The organism is Streptomyces sp. NPDC096132 (assembly GCF_044763345.1).
GTDB lineage: Bacteria > Actinomycetota > Actinomycetes > Streptomycetales > Streptomycetaceae > Streptomyces.
This window is the reverse complement of record NZ_JBIWGA010000033.1, coordinates 13,499-30,252: the sequence shown is the minus strand read 5'-3', so window position 1 is coordinate 30,252 and position 16,754 is coordinate 13,499. Positions and strand designations below refer to the sequence as shown.

At 70.4% G+C, this 16,754-nt stretch carries 14 protein-coding genes; 8 read left to right on the top strand and 6 right to left on the bottom strand.

The genetic code is table 11. The annotated features are described in order from the left end of the window. Positions 1-30 precede the first annotated feature (30 nt). Positions 31-1,731 (top strand): methylmalonyl-CoA mutase, encoded by a 1,701-nt coding sequence (locus ACIRF9_RS44710; RefSeq protein WP_403835047.1) that lies wholly within the window; start codon positions 31-33, stop codon positions 1,729-1,731. A gap of 43 nt (positions 1,732-1,774) precedes the next feature. Here ACIRF9_RS44710 and ACIRF9_RS44705 read toward each other — a convergent pair whose 3' ends face one another. Then, entirely contained in the window at positions 1,775-2,404 is a 630-nt protein-coding gene (locus tag ACIRF9_RS44705; RefSeq protein WP_403835044.1) for a TetR/AcrR family transcriptional regulator, read from the bottom strand. A gap of 251 nt (positions 2,405-2,655) precedes the next feature. Between ACIRF9_RS44705 and ACIRF9_RS44700 the strand changes: the two genes are divergently transcribed. The 4 genes from ACIRF9_RS44700 to ACIRF9_RS44685 all read left to right on the top strand — a co-directional run bounded on the left by ACIRF9_RS44700 (position 2,656) and on the right by ACIRF9_RS44685 (position 7,100). Next, on the top strand, positions 2,656-3,633 hold the full coding sequence (locus tag ACIRF9_RS44700; protein ID WP_403835041.1) for a tetratricopeptide repeat protein: 978 nt from the start codon (positions 2,656-2,658) through the stop codon (positions 3,631-3,633). Between the two features lie 662 nt (positions 3,634-4,295). Continuing rightward, positions 4,296-4,940 (top strand): DUF6230 family protein, encoded by a 645-nt coding sequence (locus ACIRF9_RS44695; protein WP_403835038.1) that lies wholly within the window; start codon positions 4,296-4,298, stop codon positions 4,938-4,940. 194 nt (positions 4,941-5,134) lie between these two features. Next, positions 5,135-5,755, top strand: a complete 621-nt coding sequence (locus ACIRF9_RS44690) for a DUF6114 domain-containing protein (RefSeq protein ID WP_403835035.1) — start codon at positions 5,135-5,137, stop codon at positions 5,753-5,755. Next, a complete protein-coding gene (locus tag ACIRF9_RS44685) occupies positions 5,745-7,100 on the top strand; it encodes a hypothetical protein (RefSeq protein WP_403835033.1) in 1,356 nt (451 codons plus the stop codon). The genes ACIRF9_RS44690 and ACIRF9_RS44685 overlap by 11 nt, the downstream gene beginning before the upstream one ends. A gap of 104 nt (positions 7,101-7,204) precedes the next feature. Here ACIRF9_RS44685 and pyk read toward each other — a convergent pair whose 3' ends face one another. From pyk to pta, 3 genes are all read right to left on the bottom strand, one after another. Beyond that, complete coding sequence (gene pyk, locus ACIRF9_RS44680; RefSeq protein ID WP_403835030.1) at positions 7,205-8,632, bottom strand: pyruvate kinase; 1,428 nt, start codon at positions 8,630-8,632, stop codon at positions 7,205-7,207. An 89-nt stretch (positions 8,633-8,721) separates the two neighbouring features. After that, complete coding sequence (locus ACIRF9_RS44675; RefSeq protein WP_403835027.1) at positions 8,722-9,933, bottom strand: acetate kinase; 1,212 nt, start codon at positions 9,931-9,933, stop codon at positions 8,722-8,724. Then, complete coding sequence (pta, locus tag ACIRF9_RS44670) at positions 9,930-12,020, bottom strand: phosphate acetyltransferase (RefSeq protein ID WP_403835024.1); 2,091 nt, start codon at positions 12,018-12,020, stop codon at positions 9,930-9,932. Before pta ends, ACIRF9_RS44675 begins: the two co-directional genes overlap by 4 nt. A gap of 187 nt (positions 12,021-12,207) precedes the next feature. Here pta and ACIRF9_RS44665 point away from each other — a divergent pair, with 187 nt between their 5' ends. From ACIRF9_RS44665 to ACIRF9_RS44655, 3 genes are read left to right on the top strand one after another with little or no spacing between them, the layout of a single operon-like run. Next, positions 12,208-13,233 (top strand): ATP-dependent 6-phosphofructokinase, encoded by a 1,026-nt coding sequence (locus ACIRF9_RS44665; protein WP_403835021.1) that lies wholly within the window; start codon positions 12,208-12,210, stop codon positions 13,231-13,233. 47 nt (positions 13,234-13,280) lie between these two features. Next, positions 13,281-13,730 carry a PPOX class F420-dependent oxidoreductase gene (locus ACIRF9_RS44660; protein ID WP_403835019.1) on the top strand — a complete coding sequence of 150 codons (450 nt, stop codon included), beginning with the start codon at positions 13,281-13,283 and terminating at the stop codon, positions 13,728-13,730. Positions 13,731-13,777: 47 nt separating this feature from the next. Beyond that, entirely contained in the window at positions 13,778-14,329 is a 552-nt protein-coding gene (locus tag ACIRF9_RS44655; RefSeq protein ID WP_403835016.1) for a hypothetical protein, read from the top strand. A 45-nt stretch (positions 14,330-14,374) separates the two neighbouring features. Here the strand turns inward: ACIRF9_RS44655 and ACIRF9_RS44650 are convergent, their stop codons facing one another. Then, a complete protein-coding gene (locus ACIRF9_RS44650; RefSeq protein WP_403835013.1) occupies positions 14,375-15,091 on the bottom strand; it encodes a response regulator in 717 nt (238 codons plus the stop codon). Next, complete coding sequence (locus ACIRF9_RS44645) at positions 15,088-16,716, bottom strand: ATP-binding protein (protein WP_403835010.1); 1,629 nt, start codon at positions 16,714-16,716, stop codon at positions 15,088-15,090. The genes ACIRF9_RS44650 and ACIRF9_RS44645 overlap by 4 nt, the downstream gene beginning before the upstream one ends. Positions 16,717-16,754 lie beyond the last annotated feature (38 nt).

Below are 16,754 nucleotides of genomic sequence, written 5' to 3'. Positions count from 1 at the left end.
TTTACTAGGATGTCCTAGTAAATTTGAGGTATGGACGCTGACGCCATCGAGGAGGGCCGCCGCCGCTGGCAGGCCCGGTACGACGCCTCACGCAAGCGTGCGGCCGACTTCTCGACGCTTTCGGGGGACCCCGTGGAGCCGGTCTACGGGCCCCGGCCCGGCGACACGTACGGGGGCTTCGAGCGGATCGGTTGGCCGGGGGAGTACCCCTTCACCCGGGGGCTGTACTCGACCGGCTACCGGGGGCGCACCTGGACGATCCGGCAGTTCGCCGGGTTCGGCAACGCCGAGCAGACCAACGAGCGCTACCGGATGATCCTGGCCCACGGCGGCGGGGGCCTGTCGGTGGCCTTCGACATGCCGACGCTGATGGGCCGCGACTCCGACGACCGCCGCTCGCTGGGCGAGGTGGGCCACTGCGGGGTCGCCGTCGACTCGGCCGCCGACATGGAGGCCCTCTTCAGGGACATCCCGCTGGGGGACGTGACGACGTCCATGACCATCAGCGGCCCGGCCGTCCCCGTCTTCTGCATGTACCTCGTCGCCGCCGAGCGGCAGGGCGTCGACCCGTCCGTCCTCAACGGCACGCTCCAGACGGACATCTTCAAGGAGTACATCGCCCAGAAGGAGTGGCTCTTCCCGCCCGAGCCGCACCTGCGCCTCATCGGCGACCTGATGGAGTACTGCGCGGCCCGCATCCCCGCCTACAAGCCGCTCTCCGTCTCCGGCTACCACATCCGCGAGGCCGGTGCGACGGCCGCGCAGGAGCTGGCGTACACCCTGGCCGACGGCTTCGCCTACGTGGAACTGGGCCTGTCCCGCGGCCTGGACGTGGACGTCTTCGCGCCCGGCCTGTCCTTCTTCTTCGACGCGCACGTCGATTTCTTCGAGGAGATCGCCAAGTTCCGCGCGGCGCGCCGCATCTGGGCCCGCCGGCTGCGGGACGTCTACGGCGCGCGGTCCGAGAGGGCGCAGTGGCTGCGCTTCCACACCCAGACCGCCGGTGTCTCGCTGACCGCCCAGCAGCCGTACAACAACGTGGTGCGTACGGCGGTGGAGGCGCTCGCGGCGGTCCTCGGCGGGACCAACTCGCTGCACACCAACGCCCTGGACGAGACCCTCGCGCTGCCCAGCGAGCAGGCCGCCGAGATCGCGCTGCGCACCCAGCAGGTGCTGATGGAGGAGACCGGAGTCGCCAACGTGGCCGATCCGCTGGGCGGTTCGTGGTACGTCGAGCAACTGACGGACCGTATCGAGGCCGCCGCGGAGCGGATCTTCGAGCAGATCGGGGAGCGGGGGCTGCGGGCCCACCCCGACGGACGGCACCCCGTCGGGCCGGTCACCTCCGGGATCCTGCGCGGCATCGAGGAGGGCTGGTTCACCGGCGAGATCGCCGAGTCCGCCTTCCGTCACCAGCAGTCCCTGGAGAAGGGCGAGAAACGGATCGTCGGCGTGAACTGCCACCAGGGGTCGGTCACCGGGGACCTGGAGATCCTGCGCGTCAGCCACGAGGTGGAGCGGGAGCAGGTGCGGGTCCTGGCGGAGCGCAGGGCGCGGCGGGACGACGCCCTGGTGCGGACCGCGCTGGACGCCCTGCTCGATGCCGCGCGCGACGGCTCGAACATGATCGGGCCGATGCTGGACGCCGTACGCGCCGAGGCGACGCTGGGCGAGCTCTGCGACGCGCTGCGGGACGAGTGGGGGGAGCACACGGAGCCGGCCGGGTTCTAGGCCCTGCCCGCCGGACAGGCCTTGGGCGATCCGGCGGCCTCTGTCACGCCGCGCCCGCCAGGCCGGTCAGGAGCACGCTCGTGAAGCTCCGCACCCAGTCCTCGTCTGCCGGTTCCGCGCTCACCAGGGTGCGGTGGACGACCGCTCCCGCGACGATGTCGAAGATGAGGTCGGCGGTGCGGGCGGCGTCCTCCGGGCCGGATTCCGGGGGGAGTTCACCGCGCACCTGGGCGCGGGTGCGGCCCTCCAGGACGAGATGCTTCTGGGGTTCGACGATGGAGGCCCGGATGCGTTCGCGCAGGGCGTCGTCGCGGGTGGACTCCGCGACCACCGCCATCAGACCGCTCCGCGCCTCGGGGAGCGCCAGGATCGCCGCGAACTGCAGCACCACGCCCTCGATGTCGGCGGCCAGGCTGCCCCGGTCGGGGAGTTCGAGTTCGGCGAAGAGCTCGGCCACCGCGTCGACTACCAGTTCGTTCTTGCCGGCCCACCGGCGGTAGAGGGTGGTCTTCGCCACCCCGGCGCGGGTCGCCACGTCCCCGAGGGTGAGTTTCGACCAGCCCAGCTCGACCAGTGCCTCCCGGGTCGCGGCCAGGATCGCGGCGTCCGCGGCGGCGCTGCGCGGGCGACCGGTGCGGACGCCGGTGCGGCAAATGGACGTGCGGCTCTGCATGCCCCGACCATAACCGCCGGTTTGCGGCCTGCCGGAGACTCCGTCGCCGTGAGGGAGATCACCGGGGCGGGGTGTTGCGGAGGCACTCGGTGCCATTACGCTACGACTCGTAGCGAAAGCGTGGGTGCGGCACCCGTGACGGACGTACCACGGGTTGTGAACACGGGAGTGGGGTGGGGACCCCGACTCCTGGGCAGGAACGCTTTCGGAACGCTTTTCGTGTACGCGCGCGGACGGGGGAGGATAGACGCATGCAGCCACGGAACATGTCCATGAGCGGAGTCGTCGACCTCGCCGCGGTGAAGGCGGCCCAGGAGGCCAAGGCGAAAGCGGAGCAGGCGCGTGCCGAAGCGGCCCGGCAGGGCGGCGGCGCGGGGGCCGTCTCCCCGGCAGATCTCGTCATCGACGTCGACGAGGCGGGCTTCGAGCGCGATGTCCTGCAGCGGTCCGCCGAGGTGCCGGTCGTCATCGACTTCTGGGCCGAGTGGTGCCAGCCCTGCAAGCAGCTGAGCCCGGTCCTGGAGCGGCTCGCCGTCGAGTACGACGGCCGCTTCCTGCTCGCCAAGATCGACGTCGACGCCAACCAGATGCTGATGCAGCAGTTCGGGGTGCAGGGCATCCCCGCCGTGTTCGCCGTCGTCGCGGGGCAGGCGCTGCCGCTCTTCCAGGGGGCCGCCGGGGAGCAGCAGATCCGGCAGACCCTCGACCAGCTGGTGCAGGTCGCCGAGGAGCGGTTCGGGCTCACCGGCCTGACCGTCGACCCCGACGCCGAGCCCGGGGGCGGGCAGCCCGCCGCAGCGGCGCCGGCCGGTCCGTACGACGCGCTCCTCGAGGCGGCCGTGGAGGCCCTCGACGCGGGTGACTTCGGCGGTGCGGTGCAGGCGTACAAGAACGTGCTCGCCGATGACCCGGCGAACACGGAGGCGAAACTCGGGCTGGCACAGGCCGAGTTGCTGCAGCGGGTCGGCGGTATGGATCCGCAGCAGGTGCGCAAGGACGCGGCCGAGAAGCCGGCGGACGTCCAGGCGCAGATCGCCGCCGCCGACCTGGATCTGGTGGGCGGTCATGTCGAGGACGCGTTCGGGCGGCTCATCGACACCGTGCAGCGCACGGCCGGCGACGACCGGGACGCCGTACGACTGCGGCTTCTCGAACTGTTCGAGGTCGTCGGGCCCGACGACCCGCGGGTGGCGGCGGCGCGGCGGGCGCTGGCGCGCGCCTTGTTCTGAGGGAGGGTCGGATCCGGGCGGGGGCCGGTTCTGACCAGTCGCTAAACGTCGGGGCCTGTGGTTCCCGAGTGAAAGTTCTGACGAGATGGTTCCCCTGCGGCCGCGCTTTACCAAATCTTGGTAATCGCGGCCGCTGTTACTGGAAGTAAGACGGGGGCGTTGATCTGTCGGGTTCTGTCCATCGATCAACTGCTTTGTTCTGGGCCCCGTTGCCACCCTGTGTCGCCACCCGAGACCTCTGGGTCGTTGTTCGGTTATACGGCCGTTACTAGCGAGTAACGAACCCCCTTGTGCGGGCGGCGAGAATGGACCACGATCGGCCACGCTCGGTCCATTCCCGTACCCCGACAGCCGGTTGGGTCAACGGGTTTTCCTGGGTCCCCACCGAGCAGAGTCGAACGGCACATGCCGCCGGCTCTCGGACAGGGGGGTCTTCGCCGCTCGGTGAAGCCTGTCCAGCAAGGTTGTGCGTGATGCGTGTCAGGCGCGACCAGTGGTTGTCGCTCGGGGGTGATCGCCGGTGATCGGTGCGCGGTTCGCGCCTCCGGGACAGGCGCTCCCCTTCCCGAGGACGTAGCACTTCTCCCATCCCTGCCCGGCTGGGCCGCCGCATAAGTGGGGCGAGTCGGGGCCAGGAGATGTACGTCCGAGAAGGAGGAAATATGGAGTCCCAGGTGCGTGGCGGGACCAGATGGAAGCGGTTCGCTGTGGTCATGGTGCCCAGCGTCGCCGCCGCGGCGTGTGTGGGTATCGGTCTGGCGCAGGGTGCCCTCGCGGCGTCCTTCAGCGTCTCCGGCCAGGAGTTCAAGGTCAAGGCCGGCCACCTCGAGGGCACCGGCTTCGCCCAGTACGGCGGTATCGACACCGGCTACACGTCGACCGACGGTAAGACCAAGACGGTCCGCCCCGTCGCGATCTCGTCGTTCGAGACGGCGAAGATCACGAACATGTGCCAGTCCGTCAAGACGGAGATTCCCCTCATAGGGAAGACGATCTACCTCCGTCTCGAGGCCGGCCCGGACGCCGATCACAAGGTCGAGGCCAAGAACCTCTACATCGACGTCGCTCAGCTGGACGCGGACGCCACCTTCACCAACATCGACATCGGTGTTGCGGTGAAGGACAAGACCCGCGGTCCCGCGGTGAAGGACGGCGAGAACGTCCTGCCGGGCGGCTTCGCCCAGCAGGCCGAGTCGGCCGACCTCACCAACGTCGAGCAGACGGCGTGGGCGACCACGGCCGGCACCTTCAAGCTCAGCGGCCTGAAGATGCGTCTCGGCACGAGCGCCAGCATGGAGTGCTTCTGACGGCTGACGCCGCAGAGGTGACCTTGGCCGGCTGAGCCGCCGAGGGGGCGGAGAAGCGACTCGCTTCTCCGCCCCGCACACCCATCCGGTGCCACGCACCGGGTGCATCCAAGACCTCAGAGACCCTTCCGGCTTCTCCACGCCACGGCCGAGCCGGTATGTAGTTCCAACCCGGACCCAGGGAGCTGTTTTCCATGAGTGCCGAGACTCCGGACCAGAGCGCCGGGACCTTCGCCCGGCTGCGCCTGCGTTTCCGTGACTGGCGGGGCAGCCGACCGTTCTGGGCGGGCCTGTTCACCTTGCTGGGCGGGCTGCCGATCGCCTACTTCCCGTATGCCACGCTCAAGCTGGGCACCATGTCGCTCACCATGGCGACCACCGCGGGCGCGGGCTCGCTGATAATCGGCGTCCTGCTCTTCACGCTGGGCCTGACCATGTGGTTCCAGCAGGCCACCCGGGTCTTCGCCGGTGTCGCCGCGATCCTCCTGGCGCTGGTGTCGTTGGTGGTCGCCAACATCGGCGGCTTCGTCGTGGGCTTCCTGTTCGCGCTGATCGGCGGCGCGCTCGCCGCCTCCTGGGCGCCGGCCGACCCCTCGGCCCAGGGCTCCGGGCGCCTGGGCGCCAAGCCGGCCCCCACGGACGACGGCGCGCCGGAACCGGCTGCCGGCTACGACGCCGGTGCCGCGGGTCTGCCGCACGCCGGGTACGAGCAGCCGGAAGGCGACGCGCCGCACGCCGGGTACGAGCAGCCGCAGGGCGACGCGCCGCACACCACCGAGGCGGACGAGCCGAACGGAGTGCACCGTGTCGGCTGACGAGGTCCGCGGCGACAGCTCGGCCTTCCAGCACCGGGCGAGAGGCGGGGGCCGCCACGCGGCCCCGAAGAAGCCGTTGTTCACCCGGTTCCAGATGCCGGCCGGCAAGGCGATAGCGATGGCCGCGATGCCCACGGCCGTCCTCATGGGCATGGGCTTCACACCGACCCTCGCCGTCGCCGACGACCAGCCGACGTCGAACAGCCAGTTGGCCGACGAGTACCAGGACTGTGTGACGGCCCTGGAGAGCGCGGACGCCTCCGCCTCGGCCTCGCCGTCACCGTCGGCCTCCGAGAGCTCGAGCGACTCCAAGAGCGACTCCTCGGACGACGACTCCGACTCCCAGGACTCCCAGAGCTCGTCGGGCGGTTCGTCCTCGTCGGATTCAGGTTCCGACGACACGGCCGAGCCCTCCCCCTCGGCGTCCTCCGAGGCCGCCTCCTCGGCGGAGCAGTCGACGTCGTCGTCCTCCGCCGACACCGCGACCGCGAGCCCGTCGCCGTCCGAGACGAGCAAGAACGTCCTGGAGACCATCGGGGACGCCATCACGGACCTCTTCGACGGCGACAGCTCCACCTCCGACGACGCGACCGCCACGGCGAGCCCGTCGCCGTCCGCCTCGGCCTCCGCCGGCAGCGGGGACTCGTCGACGGACTCGGGCTCCTCGGACTCCTCCGGGTCCTCCGGCTCTTCCGGGTCGAGCGACTCCGACGGCGGTACGGTCAAGGACACCACGGACGCCGTCACCGACGCGGTGAAGGACACCGCCGAGGACGCCGCCGATGCGGCCGACGAAGCGGCCGAGGACACCGAGAAGGCCGCCGACGCCACCTCCTCGCCCAGCCCCTCCGCGAGCTCCACCACCGACGCGGACGACTGCGCCGTCGCCACGGACGACGAGAGCGGCGTCGACAACAAGATCCGGGTGGCCGACGACCCCTGGTATCTGCAGGCCAGTTCGCTGCTGCTCAAGGGCGCGGACTACCAGGGCATCGTCGAGGTGAAGACCGCGAGCGGCGCCAAGAAGAAGGTGCTGAAGTACGTCATCTCCGGTGGCACCGACATCGGTGACCTGCACCAGACGGTGAACGACAAGAACTCCGGCAAGACGTACCACGTCCAGGCGGGCAAGGGCACGACCTCGACGATCACCGACGGCGACACGGTCATGTACACCGAGAGCATCTCGGGCAACCTGTTCGGACTGATCCCGGTCACCTTCACCCCGGACAGCCCGCCGCCGCTGAACATCCCGCTGATCTACTTCACCAACGTGAAGGTCACCCAGGCCGGCCAGTTCGGCGGAACGCTGCACGTGCCCGGCATGCAGGTGTACACGGACTGAACGTCCGCACGGACCCCACCGGGAGCCGCAACACACCGAGGGCGCCCCCTGTCTCGCAGGGGGCGCCCTCAGTGCCGTACAAGGCCCTTCGCGGGGCCCTGAGTTCAGTCGGTGGCGCCGCCGAGGTGGTGGACGCGGAGCATGTTGGTGGTGCCGGGGACGCCGGGGGGCGAGCCGGCGGTGATGATGACGATCTCGCCCGGGTTGAAGCGGCTGATCTTGGCGATCTCCTGGTCGACCATGTCGACCATTTCGTCGGTGGTGTTCACGAACGGCACGATGTGCGACTCGACGCCCCAGCTGAGCGTCAGCTGGTTGCGGGTGCCCTCGTCGGTCGTGAAGGCGACGATCGGCTGCTGGGCGCGGTAGCGGGACAGCCGGCGGGCCGTGTCACCGGACTGGGTGAAGGCCACCAGGCCCCGGCCGCCGAGGAAGTCCGCGATCTCGCACGCGGCACGTGCGATCGAACCACCCTGCGTGCGCGGCTTCTTGCCGGGGACGAGGGGCTGCAGGCCCTTGCTGAGCAGCTCCGTCTCGGCCGCGGCGACGATCTTCGACATCGTCTTCACGGTCTCGATCGGGTAGGCGCCGACCGAGGACTCCGCGGACAGCATGACCGCGTCCGCGCCGTCCAGGATCGCGTTGGCCACGTCGGAGGCCTCGGCGCGGGTCGGGCGGGAGTTGGTGATCATCGACTCCATCATCTGGGTCGCCACGATCACCGGCTTGGCGTTGCGCCGGCACAGCTCGATCAGGCGCTTCTGCACCATGGGGACCTTCTCGAGCGGGTACTCGACGGCGAGGTCACCACGGGCGACCATCACGGCGTCGAACGCCAGCACGACGTCCTCCATGTTGTCGACCGCCTGCGGCTTCTCCACCTTGGCGATGACGGGGACCCGGCGGCCCTCCTCGTCCATCACCCGGTGGACGTCGGCCACGTCCTTGGCGTCCCGGACGAAGGACAGCGCGACCATGTCGCAGCCCATGCGCAGCGCGAAGCGGAGGTCCTCGACGTCCTTCTCGCTGAGCGCGGGGACGTTGACGGCCGCGCCGGGCAGGTTGATGCCCTTGTGGTCGGAGATGACGCCGCCCTCGATGACGATCGTCTTCACCCGCGCGCCCTCGACGTCCAGGACCTTCAGCTCGACGTTGCCGTCGTTGATCAGGATCTGGTCGCCGCGGTCGACGTCGCCGGGCAGGCCCTTGTACGTCGTGCCGCAGATCGTCTTGTCGCCGGGGACGTCCTCGGTGGTGATGGTGAACTCGTCACCGCGCACCAACTCCACCGGACCCTCGGCGAAGGTCTCGAGGCGGATCTTCGGGCCCTGCAGGTCGGCGAGGACACCGATGGCCCGGCCGGTCTCCTTGGCGGCGGCCCGGACCCGGTCGTAACGGCCCTGGTGTTCGGCGTGGGTGCCGTGGCTGAAGTTGAAGCGGGCCACGTTCATGCCGGCTTCGATCAGGGCGACGAGCATCTCGTGGGAGTCGACCGCGGGGCCGAGAGTACAGACGATTTTCGAACGGCGCATGGGGCGATCCTATCGGTTTGTTTCGCTACGGAATATTCCGTCTGGCGGAAGATACAAATGGGCGGGTTGTTGCTCAGTTGCTTTCCGGCTCAGTTTGTCCGTACGACCAATGCATACGTCTGCGTGGCGATCTCGAGTTCCTCGTCCGTCGGCACCACGGCGACCGCCACCCGGGCGTCCGCGGGCGAGATCAGCCGGGGCTCGTCACCGCGTACGGCGTTGAGCCCGCCGTCCACCGCCAGGCCCAGGGTCTCCAGGCCCGCGACGGCCGCCGCGCGCACCTCGGCCGCGTTCTCGCCCACCCCCGCGGTGAACGCGACCGCGTCCACCCGCCCGAGTACGGCGTAATAGGCGCCGATGTACTTCTTCAGACGGTGAATGTAGATGTCGAAGGCGAGCTTCGCCCGTGCGTCGCCCTCGTCGATCCGGCGCCGGATCTCCCGCATGTCGTTGTCACCGCACAGTCCGACGAGCCCGCTCCTCTTGTTGAGGAGAGTGTCGATTTCATCGATGGACATTCCGCCAACGCGCGCCAAATGGAAGATGACGGCCGGATCGGTGTCCCCGGAGCGCGTCCCCATCACCAGCCCCTCCAGGGGCGTCAGCCCCATGGAGGTGTCCACGCACCGGCCGCCCCGTACGGCGGAGGCGGACGCCCCGTTGCCGAGGTGCAGCACGATGACGTTCACCTCTTCGGGTGCCCTGCCGAGCAGCTTCGCCGTCGCCCGGGAGACGTACGCGTGCGAGGTCCCGTGGAACCCGTACCGCCGGATCCGGTGCGCGTCGGCGGTCTCCACGTCGATCGCGTAGCGGGCGGCGGACTCCGGCATCGTCGTGTGGAAGGCGGTGTCGAACACGGCGACCTGGGGCAGGTCGGGCCGCAGGGCCAGCGCGGTGCGGATCCCGGTCAGGTTGGCGGGGTTGTGCAGCGGTGCGACGGGGATCAGCCGCTCGATCTCCGCGAGCACCCTGTCGTCGACGACCGTCGGCTCGGTGAAGGACTTCCCGCCGTGCACCACCCGGTGCCCGATGGCGGCCAGCTCGGGCGAGTCCAGCCCGAGCCCGTCCTTGGCCAGCTCCTCCGCGACGGCCTTCAGGGCGGCGTCGTGATCGGCGATCGGCCCGGTCCACTCGCGGCCCTCGCCGCCGCCGGCGAGCGGGGTGTGCTTCAGCCGCGAGGTCTGCTCACCGATGCGCTCGACGAGCCCGTTCGCCAGCCGAATGCCGTCGCTCATGTCGAGCAGCTGGTACTTCACCGACGAGGAGCCGGAGTTGAGGACGAGGACGCGGGTTGCGCTCACTGCTGGGGAACCTTCTGGTCGAGGGTCTGGGCCTGGATCGCCGTGATGGCGACGGTGGTGACGATGTCCGGGACGAGGGCACCCCGGGACAGGTCGTTGACGGGCTTGCGCAGACCCTGCAGCACCGGTCCGACGGCGATCGCGCCGGCCGAACGCTGCACGGCCTTGTAGGTGTTGTTGCCGGTGTTGAGGTCCGGGAAGATCAACACGCTGGCCTGGCCCGCGACTTCGGAGTCCGGCAGCTTGGTGGCGGCGACACTCGGCTCGACGGCGGCGTCGTACTGGATCGGCCCCTCGATCCTGAGGTCGGGGCGCTCGCGCCGTACCAGCCCGGTGGCCTCGCGCACCTTGTCGACGTCGGCGCCCGACCCGGACGTTCCCGTCGAGTACGACAGCATGGCGATCCGCGGCTCCACGCCGAACTGGGCGGCGGTCGCGGCCGACTGGATCGCGATGTCGGCGAGCTGCTCGGCGTTCGGGTCGGGGTTCACGGCGCAGTCGCCGTAGACGAGGACCTTGTCGGCGAGGCACATGAAGAAGACGGACGACACGATCGAGGCGTCCGGCTTGGTCTTGATGATCTCGAAGGCGGGCCGGATGGTGGCGGCCGTGGAGTGCACGGACCCGGAGACCATGCCGTCCGCGAGCCCCTCCTGCACCATGAGCGTCCCGAAGTAGTTCACGTCGGAGACCACGTCGTACGCCAGCTCCACGGTCACGCCCTTGTGGGCGCGGAACTGCGCGTACTTCTCGGCGAAAGCGTCGCGCAGCTCGCTGGTGGCCGGGTCGACGATCTGGCAGTCGCCCAGGTCGATCCCCAGATCGGCGGCCTTCTTGCGGATCTGCTCGACGGGCCCGAGCAGGGTGAGGTCGCACACGCCGCGGCGCAGCAGCACCTCCGCGGCGTGCAGCACCCGCTCCTCGGTCCCCTCGGGGAGCACGACCCGCCGCTTGTCGGCGCGGGCCTGTTCGAGGAGCTTGTGCTCGAACATCATCGGCGTGACCCGGTCGGTGCTGGGCGCGGAGACCCGCTTGAGCAGGTCGCCGGTGTCGACGTGCCGCTCGAAGAGTCCGAGGGCGGTCTCGGCCTTGCGCGGGGTCGCCGCGTTCAGCTTGCCCTCCAGGGAGAACAGCTGCTCGGCCGTGGGGAAGCTGTTGCCCGGCACCGAGATGACGGGGGTGCCGGGGGCGAGGCGGGCGGCGAGGGTGAGGATCTCGTCGCTCGGGACCTCGTCGAGGGTGAGCAGCACCCCGGCGATCGGCGGGGTGCCGGCGCTGTGCGCGGCGAGCGAGCCGATGACCAGGTCGGCCCGGTCGCCGGGGGTGACGACCAGACAGCCCGGGGTCAGGGCGTTGAGGAAGTTCGGCAGCATCGCGCCGCCGAAGACGAAGCCGAGGGCGTCGCGGGCCAGGCCCGAGTCGTCGCCGAGCAGGACCCTGGCGCCGAGGGCGTGCGTGACCTGCGAGACGGTCGGCGAGGAGAGGGCGGGCTCGTCGGGCAGGACGTAACAGGGGACGGGGAGCCGGCCGGTGAGCCGCTCGGCTATCTCCTCCCGGTCCTCGCGGGCGACGCGGTTGGCGATCATGGCGAGGACGTCGCACCCGAGTCCCTCGTAGGCCCGGTAGGCGTTGCGCGTCTCGGCCAGGACGGACTCCGCGGTCTGCTTGCGGCCGCCGACGACGGGGATCACGGACGCGCCGAACTCGTTGGCGAGGCGCGCGTTGAGTGCCAGCTCGTCCGGGAACTGGGTGTCCGCGTAGTCCGTCCCCAGGACGAGGACGACGTCGTAGTCCCGGGCGACGAGGTGGAACCGCTCGACGAGGGTGGACACCAGTTCGTCCGCGCCCTGCTCGGCCTGGAGGGCGGACGCCTCGTGGTAGTCCATGCCGTAGACGGTCGCCGGGTCCTGCGCCAGCCGGTAGCGGGCGCGCAGCAGCTCGAACATCCGGTCGGGGCCGTCGTGGACGAGGGGGCGGAACACGCCCACCCGGTCGACCTGTCGGGTCAGAAGCTCCATGACCCCCAGCTCGACGACCTGGCGGCCGTCGCCGCGGTCGATACCGGTCACGTACACGCTGCGGGTCACGCGCGCTCTCCGTTTCTTCTGGTCTTGTTCTCCGGGCGTACAAAAATCGCCCACCTGGGTGAGCAGAACCCTCTTGACAATACCCCTGGGCCTGGATATGGCGCCCGTCAAGAGACAGTGCCCTCGGCGGCGTGAAACAATCGGACCTGGCTCACCGGTACCGACAGCGAGCAGGAGACACAGCACGATGCGCATCGGAGTTCTCACCGCAGGTGGCGACTGCCCCGGTCTGAACGCAGTGATCCGGTCGGTGGTCCACCGCGCGGTCGACAACTACGGCGACGAGGTCATCGGCTTCGAGGACGGCTACGCGGGTCTCCTGGACGGTCGTTACCGCGCGCTCGACCTCAACGCGGTGAGCGGCATCCTCGCCCGCGGCGGCACGATCCTCGGCTCCTCGCGACTGGAGCGCGACCGGCTGCGCGAGGCATGCGAGAGCGCCTCGGACATGATCCACGACTTCGGCATCGACGCGCTGATCCCGATCGGCGGCGAGGGCACGCTGACGGCCGCGCGCATGCTGAGCGACGCCGGCCTCCCGGTGGTCGGCGTCCCCAAGACGATCGACAACGACATCTCCTCCACGGACCGCACCTTCGGCTTCGACACCGCGGTCGGTGTCGCGACGGAGGCGATGGACCGCCTGAAGACGACGGCGGAGTCCCACCAGCGCGTGATGGTGGTCGAGGTCATGGGCCGGCACGCGGGCTGGATCGCCCTGGAGTCGGGCATGGCGGCGGGCGCCCACGGCATCTGCCTCCCCGAGCGCCCCTTCGACCCCGCCGACCTCGTCAAGATGGTCGAGGAGCGCTTCGCGCGCGGCAAGAAGTTCGCGGTGGTGTGCGTGGCGGAGGGTGCCCATCCCGCCGAGGGCACCATGGACTACGGCAAGGGCGAGATCGACAAGTTCGGCCACGAGCGCTTCCAGGGCATCGGCACGGCCCTCGCGTACGAGCTGGAGAGGCGACTCGGCAAGGAGGCCCGCCCGGTCATCCTCGGCCACGTCCAGCGCGGCGGCGTGCCCACGGCGTACGACCGTGTCCTCGCCACCCGCTTCGGCTGGCACGCGGTGGAGGCGGCGCACCGGGGCGAGTTCGGCAGGATGACGGCGCTCCGCGGCACCGACGTGGTGATGGTGCCGCTGGCTGAGGCGGTGACCGAACTGAAGACGGTCCCGAAGGACCGCATGGACGAGGCGGAGTCCGTCTTCTAGTCCCGTCGCCCCGTTTCCCCGTCGGGCTTTCGGGGGACGGTCGCCCCATGGACGGTCTCTACGAAGTCAACGCCGCACTGGACGCCCACGCACGGGAACGGGTGCTCGCGCCCAACTTCTGGCACCTCGCGACGGTGGGGCCGGACGGAGCCCCCCAGGTCTCGCCCATGTGGGCGGACCTGGAGGGCGAGTACGTCATGGTCAACACGTCGATCGGGCGCGTGAAGGAGCGCAACCTGCGGCGCAACCCCTGGGTTTCGCTGTCCCACCACGACACCGCGAATCCCTATGACCGGGTGGAGATACGGGGCCGGGTGGTGCGGTTCGTGGAGGGCGAGGAGGCGGAGCGCGCGATGGACCGGCTGACCCTGAAGTACATCGGGGAGCCCCGGTATCCATGGCTGCTGGAGGGGGAACGACGGGTGATGCTGCTCATCGAGCCGGTGAAGGTGCGGCGGGTGGTGGGGGTGGAGCCGTTCAGGGACGGGGTGTTGTGAACACCCATTGAGGTACTGCCGGGTTCATCGGGGGAGGGGCGGTCGGTGTGGCCGAACAGGACGTCAACGCGGGGCAGTTGCTGCTGGTCGAGTACCAGAGTGTGAAGGACGAGCAGAAGGCTCGGATCGGGTTCCGGGACAACCTGTTGTACGTGACGCTGGCGGTCGTCGCGGCCGTGATCGCCGCCGCCGCTCAGGCCAGGCAGACGGCCATGCTGCTCGCGCTGCCGCCGGTGTGCGTGGTGCTCGGGTGGACCTACCTGGTCAACGACGAGAAGATCTCGGCGATCGGGCGGTATGTGCGGGGGGAGTTGGGGCCTCGGCTGGCCGCGATGGCGGGTTCTGCGGAGGTGTTCGGCTGGGAGACCTTCCATCGCGGTGACTCCCGTCGGACGTCCCGGAAGGTCGTGCAGTGCGTCGTGGACCTGCTCGCCTTCTGTGTCGTGCCGTTGGCCGCGCTGGTCGTGTACTGGGGCGGAGGCCAGGTGACGTCGGGGCTGCTGGTGTTGAGCGTGGTGGAGGCGGGCTCGCTCGTGGGCCTGGGGGTGTTCGTGGTGCGGTATGCCGTGCCGTCCGGGGGTGGGAGCGGGGCGGCATGACCGGGGGCGGCGCCGGCCGACTTCCCGGTGGCGCCGCCGACGGGCTCAGCGTGTCTTCCCCGCCCCCTTCACCCACCGGTACACCAGCTCCGGCCTCCCCACCTGCCCGTACAACGGCTTTCGCTCCGCCCTCCCCGCCTCGACCAGGTGCTCCAGGTACCGGCGGGCGGTGATCCGGGAGATGCCCACCGCCTCGGCCACGCCCGCCGCGGTCAGGCCTTCCGTCGCCTCGCGGACCGCCTCCGTCACCCGTTCCAGGGTCGGTGCGCTCAATCCCTTGGGCAGCGCCGCGGGACTGGGCGCGCGGAGAGCCGCCAGCGCGCGGTCGACCTCGTCCTGGCCGCTCGCCTCGCCGGCCGCGCCGCGGAACTCCGCGTAGCGGACCAGCCGGTCCCGCAGCGTGGCGAACGTGAACGGTTTGAGCACGTACTGGACGACCCCCAGGGAGACACCCTCCCGGACGACGGTCAGATCGCGCGCCGACGTCACCGCGATGACGTCCGCGTGATAGCCCGCCGCCCGCAACGAGCGGGCCAGTTGCAGCCCGTGCGCGTCCGGCAGGTGCAGGTCCAGCAGCAGCAGGTCCACCGGCGTGCGGTCGAGGAGGCGCCGGGCCTCCGCGCCCGTGTGCGCCTTTCCGACCGCGACGAAACCCGGCACCCGGCCGACGTACATGACATGCGCGTCCGCGGCCACCGGATCGTCCTCGACTACCAGCACTCTGATGGGCTCACCGCCCGGCACTTCCGGCACTTCCGTCATCCCTCGCTTCCTGGCACCGCCGTCACCCGCCGCAACGGCAGCCGCACCACGAACTCCGCCCCGCCCCCTTCCGCCTCCGCCACCGACAGCGTCCCCTCGTGCCGGTGTACGGCCTGCCGGACCAGGGCGAGACCAAGACCACGCCCCCCGGGCCCCGAGGGCTTCGTCGAGAAGCCCCGTTCGAAGACCAGGGAGGCGTGGGCAGGATCCACCCCCGCGCCCGTGTCCGCCACCCTCAGGAGCAACTCGTCCCCCTTCGTGCACGCGGTCACCGTGACCCGCGCCCGCACGCTCCCCTGCGCCGCGTCCACCGCGTTGTCGATGAGGTTGCCGAGGATGGTGACCAGGTCCCGGGCCGGCAGCGACGGGGGGAGCAGTCCGTCGTCCAGGCCGCTCTCCCGCGCCACCACCAGCTCCACGCCCCGCTCGTTCGCCTGGGCCGTCTTGCCGAGCAGCAGGGCCGCCAGCACCGGCTCGCTGACCGCCGCCACCACCTGGTCGGTCAGTGCCTGCGCCAGTTCCAGTTCCGCCGTCGCGAAGTCGACGGCCTCGTCCGCGCGGCCCAGCTCGATCAGCGACACCACCGTGTGGAGCCGGTTGGCCGCCTCGTGCGCCTGCGACCGCAGCGCCTGGGTGAAGCCCCGTTCCGAGTCCAACTCGCCCATCAGGGACTGGAGTTCGGTGACATCCCGGAGCGTCACGACCGTGCCCCGGCGCTCGCCGCCGGACACCGGCGAGGTGTTCACCACCAGCACCCGGTCCGCCGCCAGGTGCACCTCGTCCACCCGGGGCTCCGAGGCCAGCAGCGCGCCCGTCAGCGGGGCCGGGAGGCCCAGCTCCGCCACCGACCTCCCCACGACCTCCTCCGACACCCCCAGCAGCTCCCGCCCGCCGTCGTTGATCAGCGCCACCCTGTACTGCCCGTCCAGCATCAGCAGCCCCTCGCGCACCGCGTGCAGCGCCGCCTGGTGGTAGTCGTGCATCCGGCTGAGCTCGCCCGCGTTCATGCCGTGGGTGTGGCGGCGCAGGGAGGCGTTGATGACGTACGTACCGACCGCGCCCAGCAGCAGCGCCGCGGCCGCCGCCGCGAACAGGGTCGTCACCTGGTCCTGGACCCGCTTGCTGATCGCCTCGACCCTGATGCCCGCGCTGACCAGTCCGATGATCTTCTCGTGGTCGTCCTTGATCGGGGTGACCGCGCGGACGGACGCGCCCAGGGTGCCGGTGTAGGTCTCGGTGAAGGTGTCGCCCGCCAGGGCCTTCGCCGTGTTGCCCCGGAAGCGCTGGCCGATCTGGTCCTGGTCCGGGTGGGTCCAGCGGATCCCCTCCGGGGTCATGATCGTCACGAAGTCGACCTCCGTGTCCTTCATGACGCGCAGGGCGTACGGCTGGAGCTCGGCGGTGGGGTTCGCGGTGCCTATCGCCGCCCGTACCGAGGGGGAGTCGGCCACCGAGCGGGCCACCGCGGTGGCCTGGCGGCCCGCCGCCTCCTCGGCCTGGGTGCGGTCGCTGACGTAGGTGAACAGCGCGTACCCGGCCACCAGGACCGCTATCAGCACCGCCTGCATGGCGAACAGCTGGCCGGCCAGGCTGCGGGGTCTCGGCACACGGACGGGAATGCGCATGTCGTCAGTGTGCCTCCCGTGTTAAGCGCGAACTAAAT

Coding starts and splice junctions, on each gene's coding strand:
- ACIRF9_RS44710 (WP_403835047.1), top strand. CDS start 31: ATGGACGCTGACGCCATCGAGGAGGGCCGCCGCCGCTGGCAGGCCCGG.
- ACIRF9_RS44705 (WP_403835044.1), bottom strand. CDS start 2,404: ATGCAGAGCCGCACGTCCATTTGCCGCACCGGCGTCCGCACCGGTCGC.
- ACIRF9_RS44700 (WP_403835041.1), top strand. CDS start 2,656: ATGCAGCCACGGAACATGTCCATGAGCGGAGTCGTCGACCTCGCCGCG.
- ACIRF9_RS44695 (WP_403835038.1), top strand. CDS start 4,296: ATGGAGTCCCAGGTGCGTGGCGGGACCAGATGGAAGCGGTTCGCTGTG.
- ACIRF9_RS44690 (WP_403835035.1), top strand. CDS start 5,135: ATGAGTGCCGAGACTCCGGACCAGAGCGCCGGGACCTTCGCCCGGCTG.
- pyk (WP_403835030.1), bottom strand. CDS start 8,632: ATGCGCCGTTCGAAAATCGTCTGTACTCTCGGCCCCGCGGTCGACTCC.
- ACIRF9_RS44665 (WP_403835021.1), top strand. CDS start 12,208: ATGCGCATCGGAGTTCTCACCGCAGGTGGCGACTGCCCCGGTCTGAAC.
- ACIRF9_RS44660 (WP_403835019.1), top strand. CDS start 13,281: ATGGACGGTCTCTACGAAGTCAACGCCGCACTGGACGCCCACGCACGG.
- ACIRF9_RS44650 (WP_403835013.1), bottom strand. CDS start 15,091: ATGACGGAAGTGCCGGAAGTGCCGGGCGGTGAGCCCATCAGAGTGCTG.
- ACIRF9_RS44645 (WP_403835010.1), bottom strand. CDS start 16,716: ATGCGCATTCCCGTCCGTGTGCCGAGACCCCGCAGCCTGGCCGGCCAG.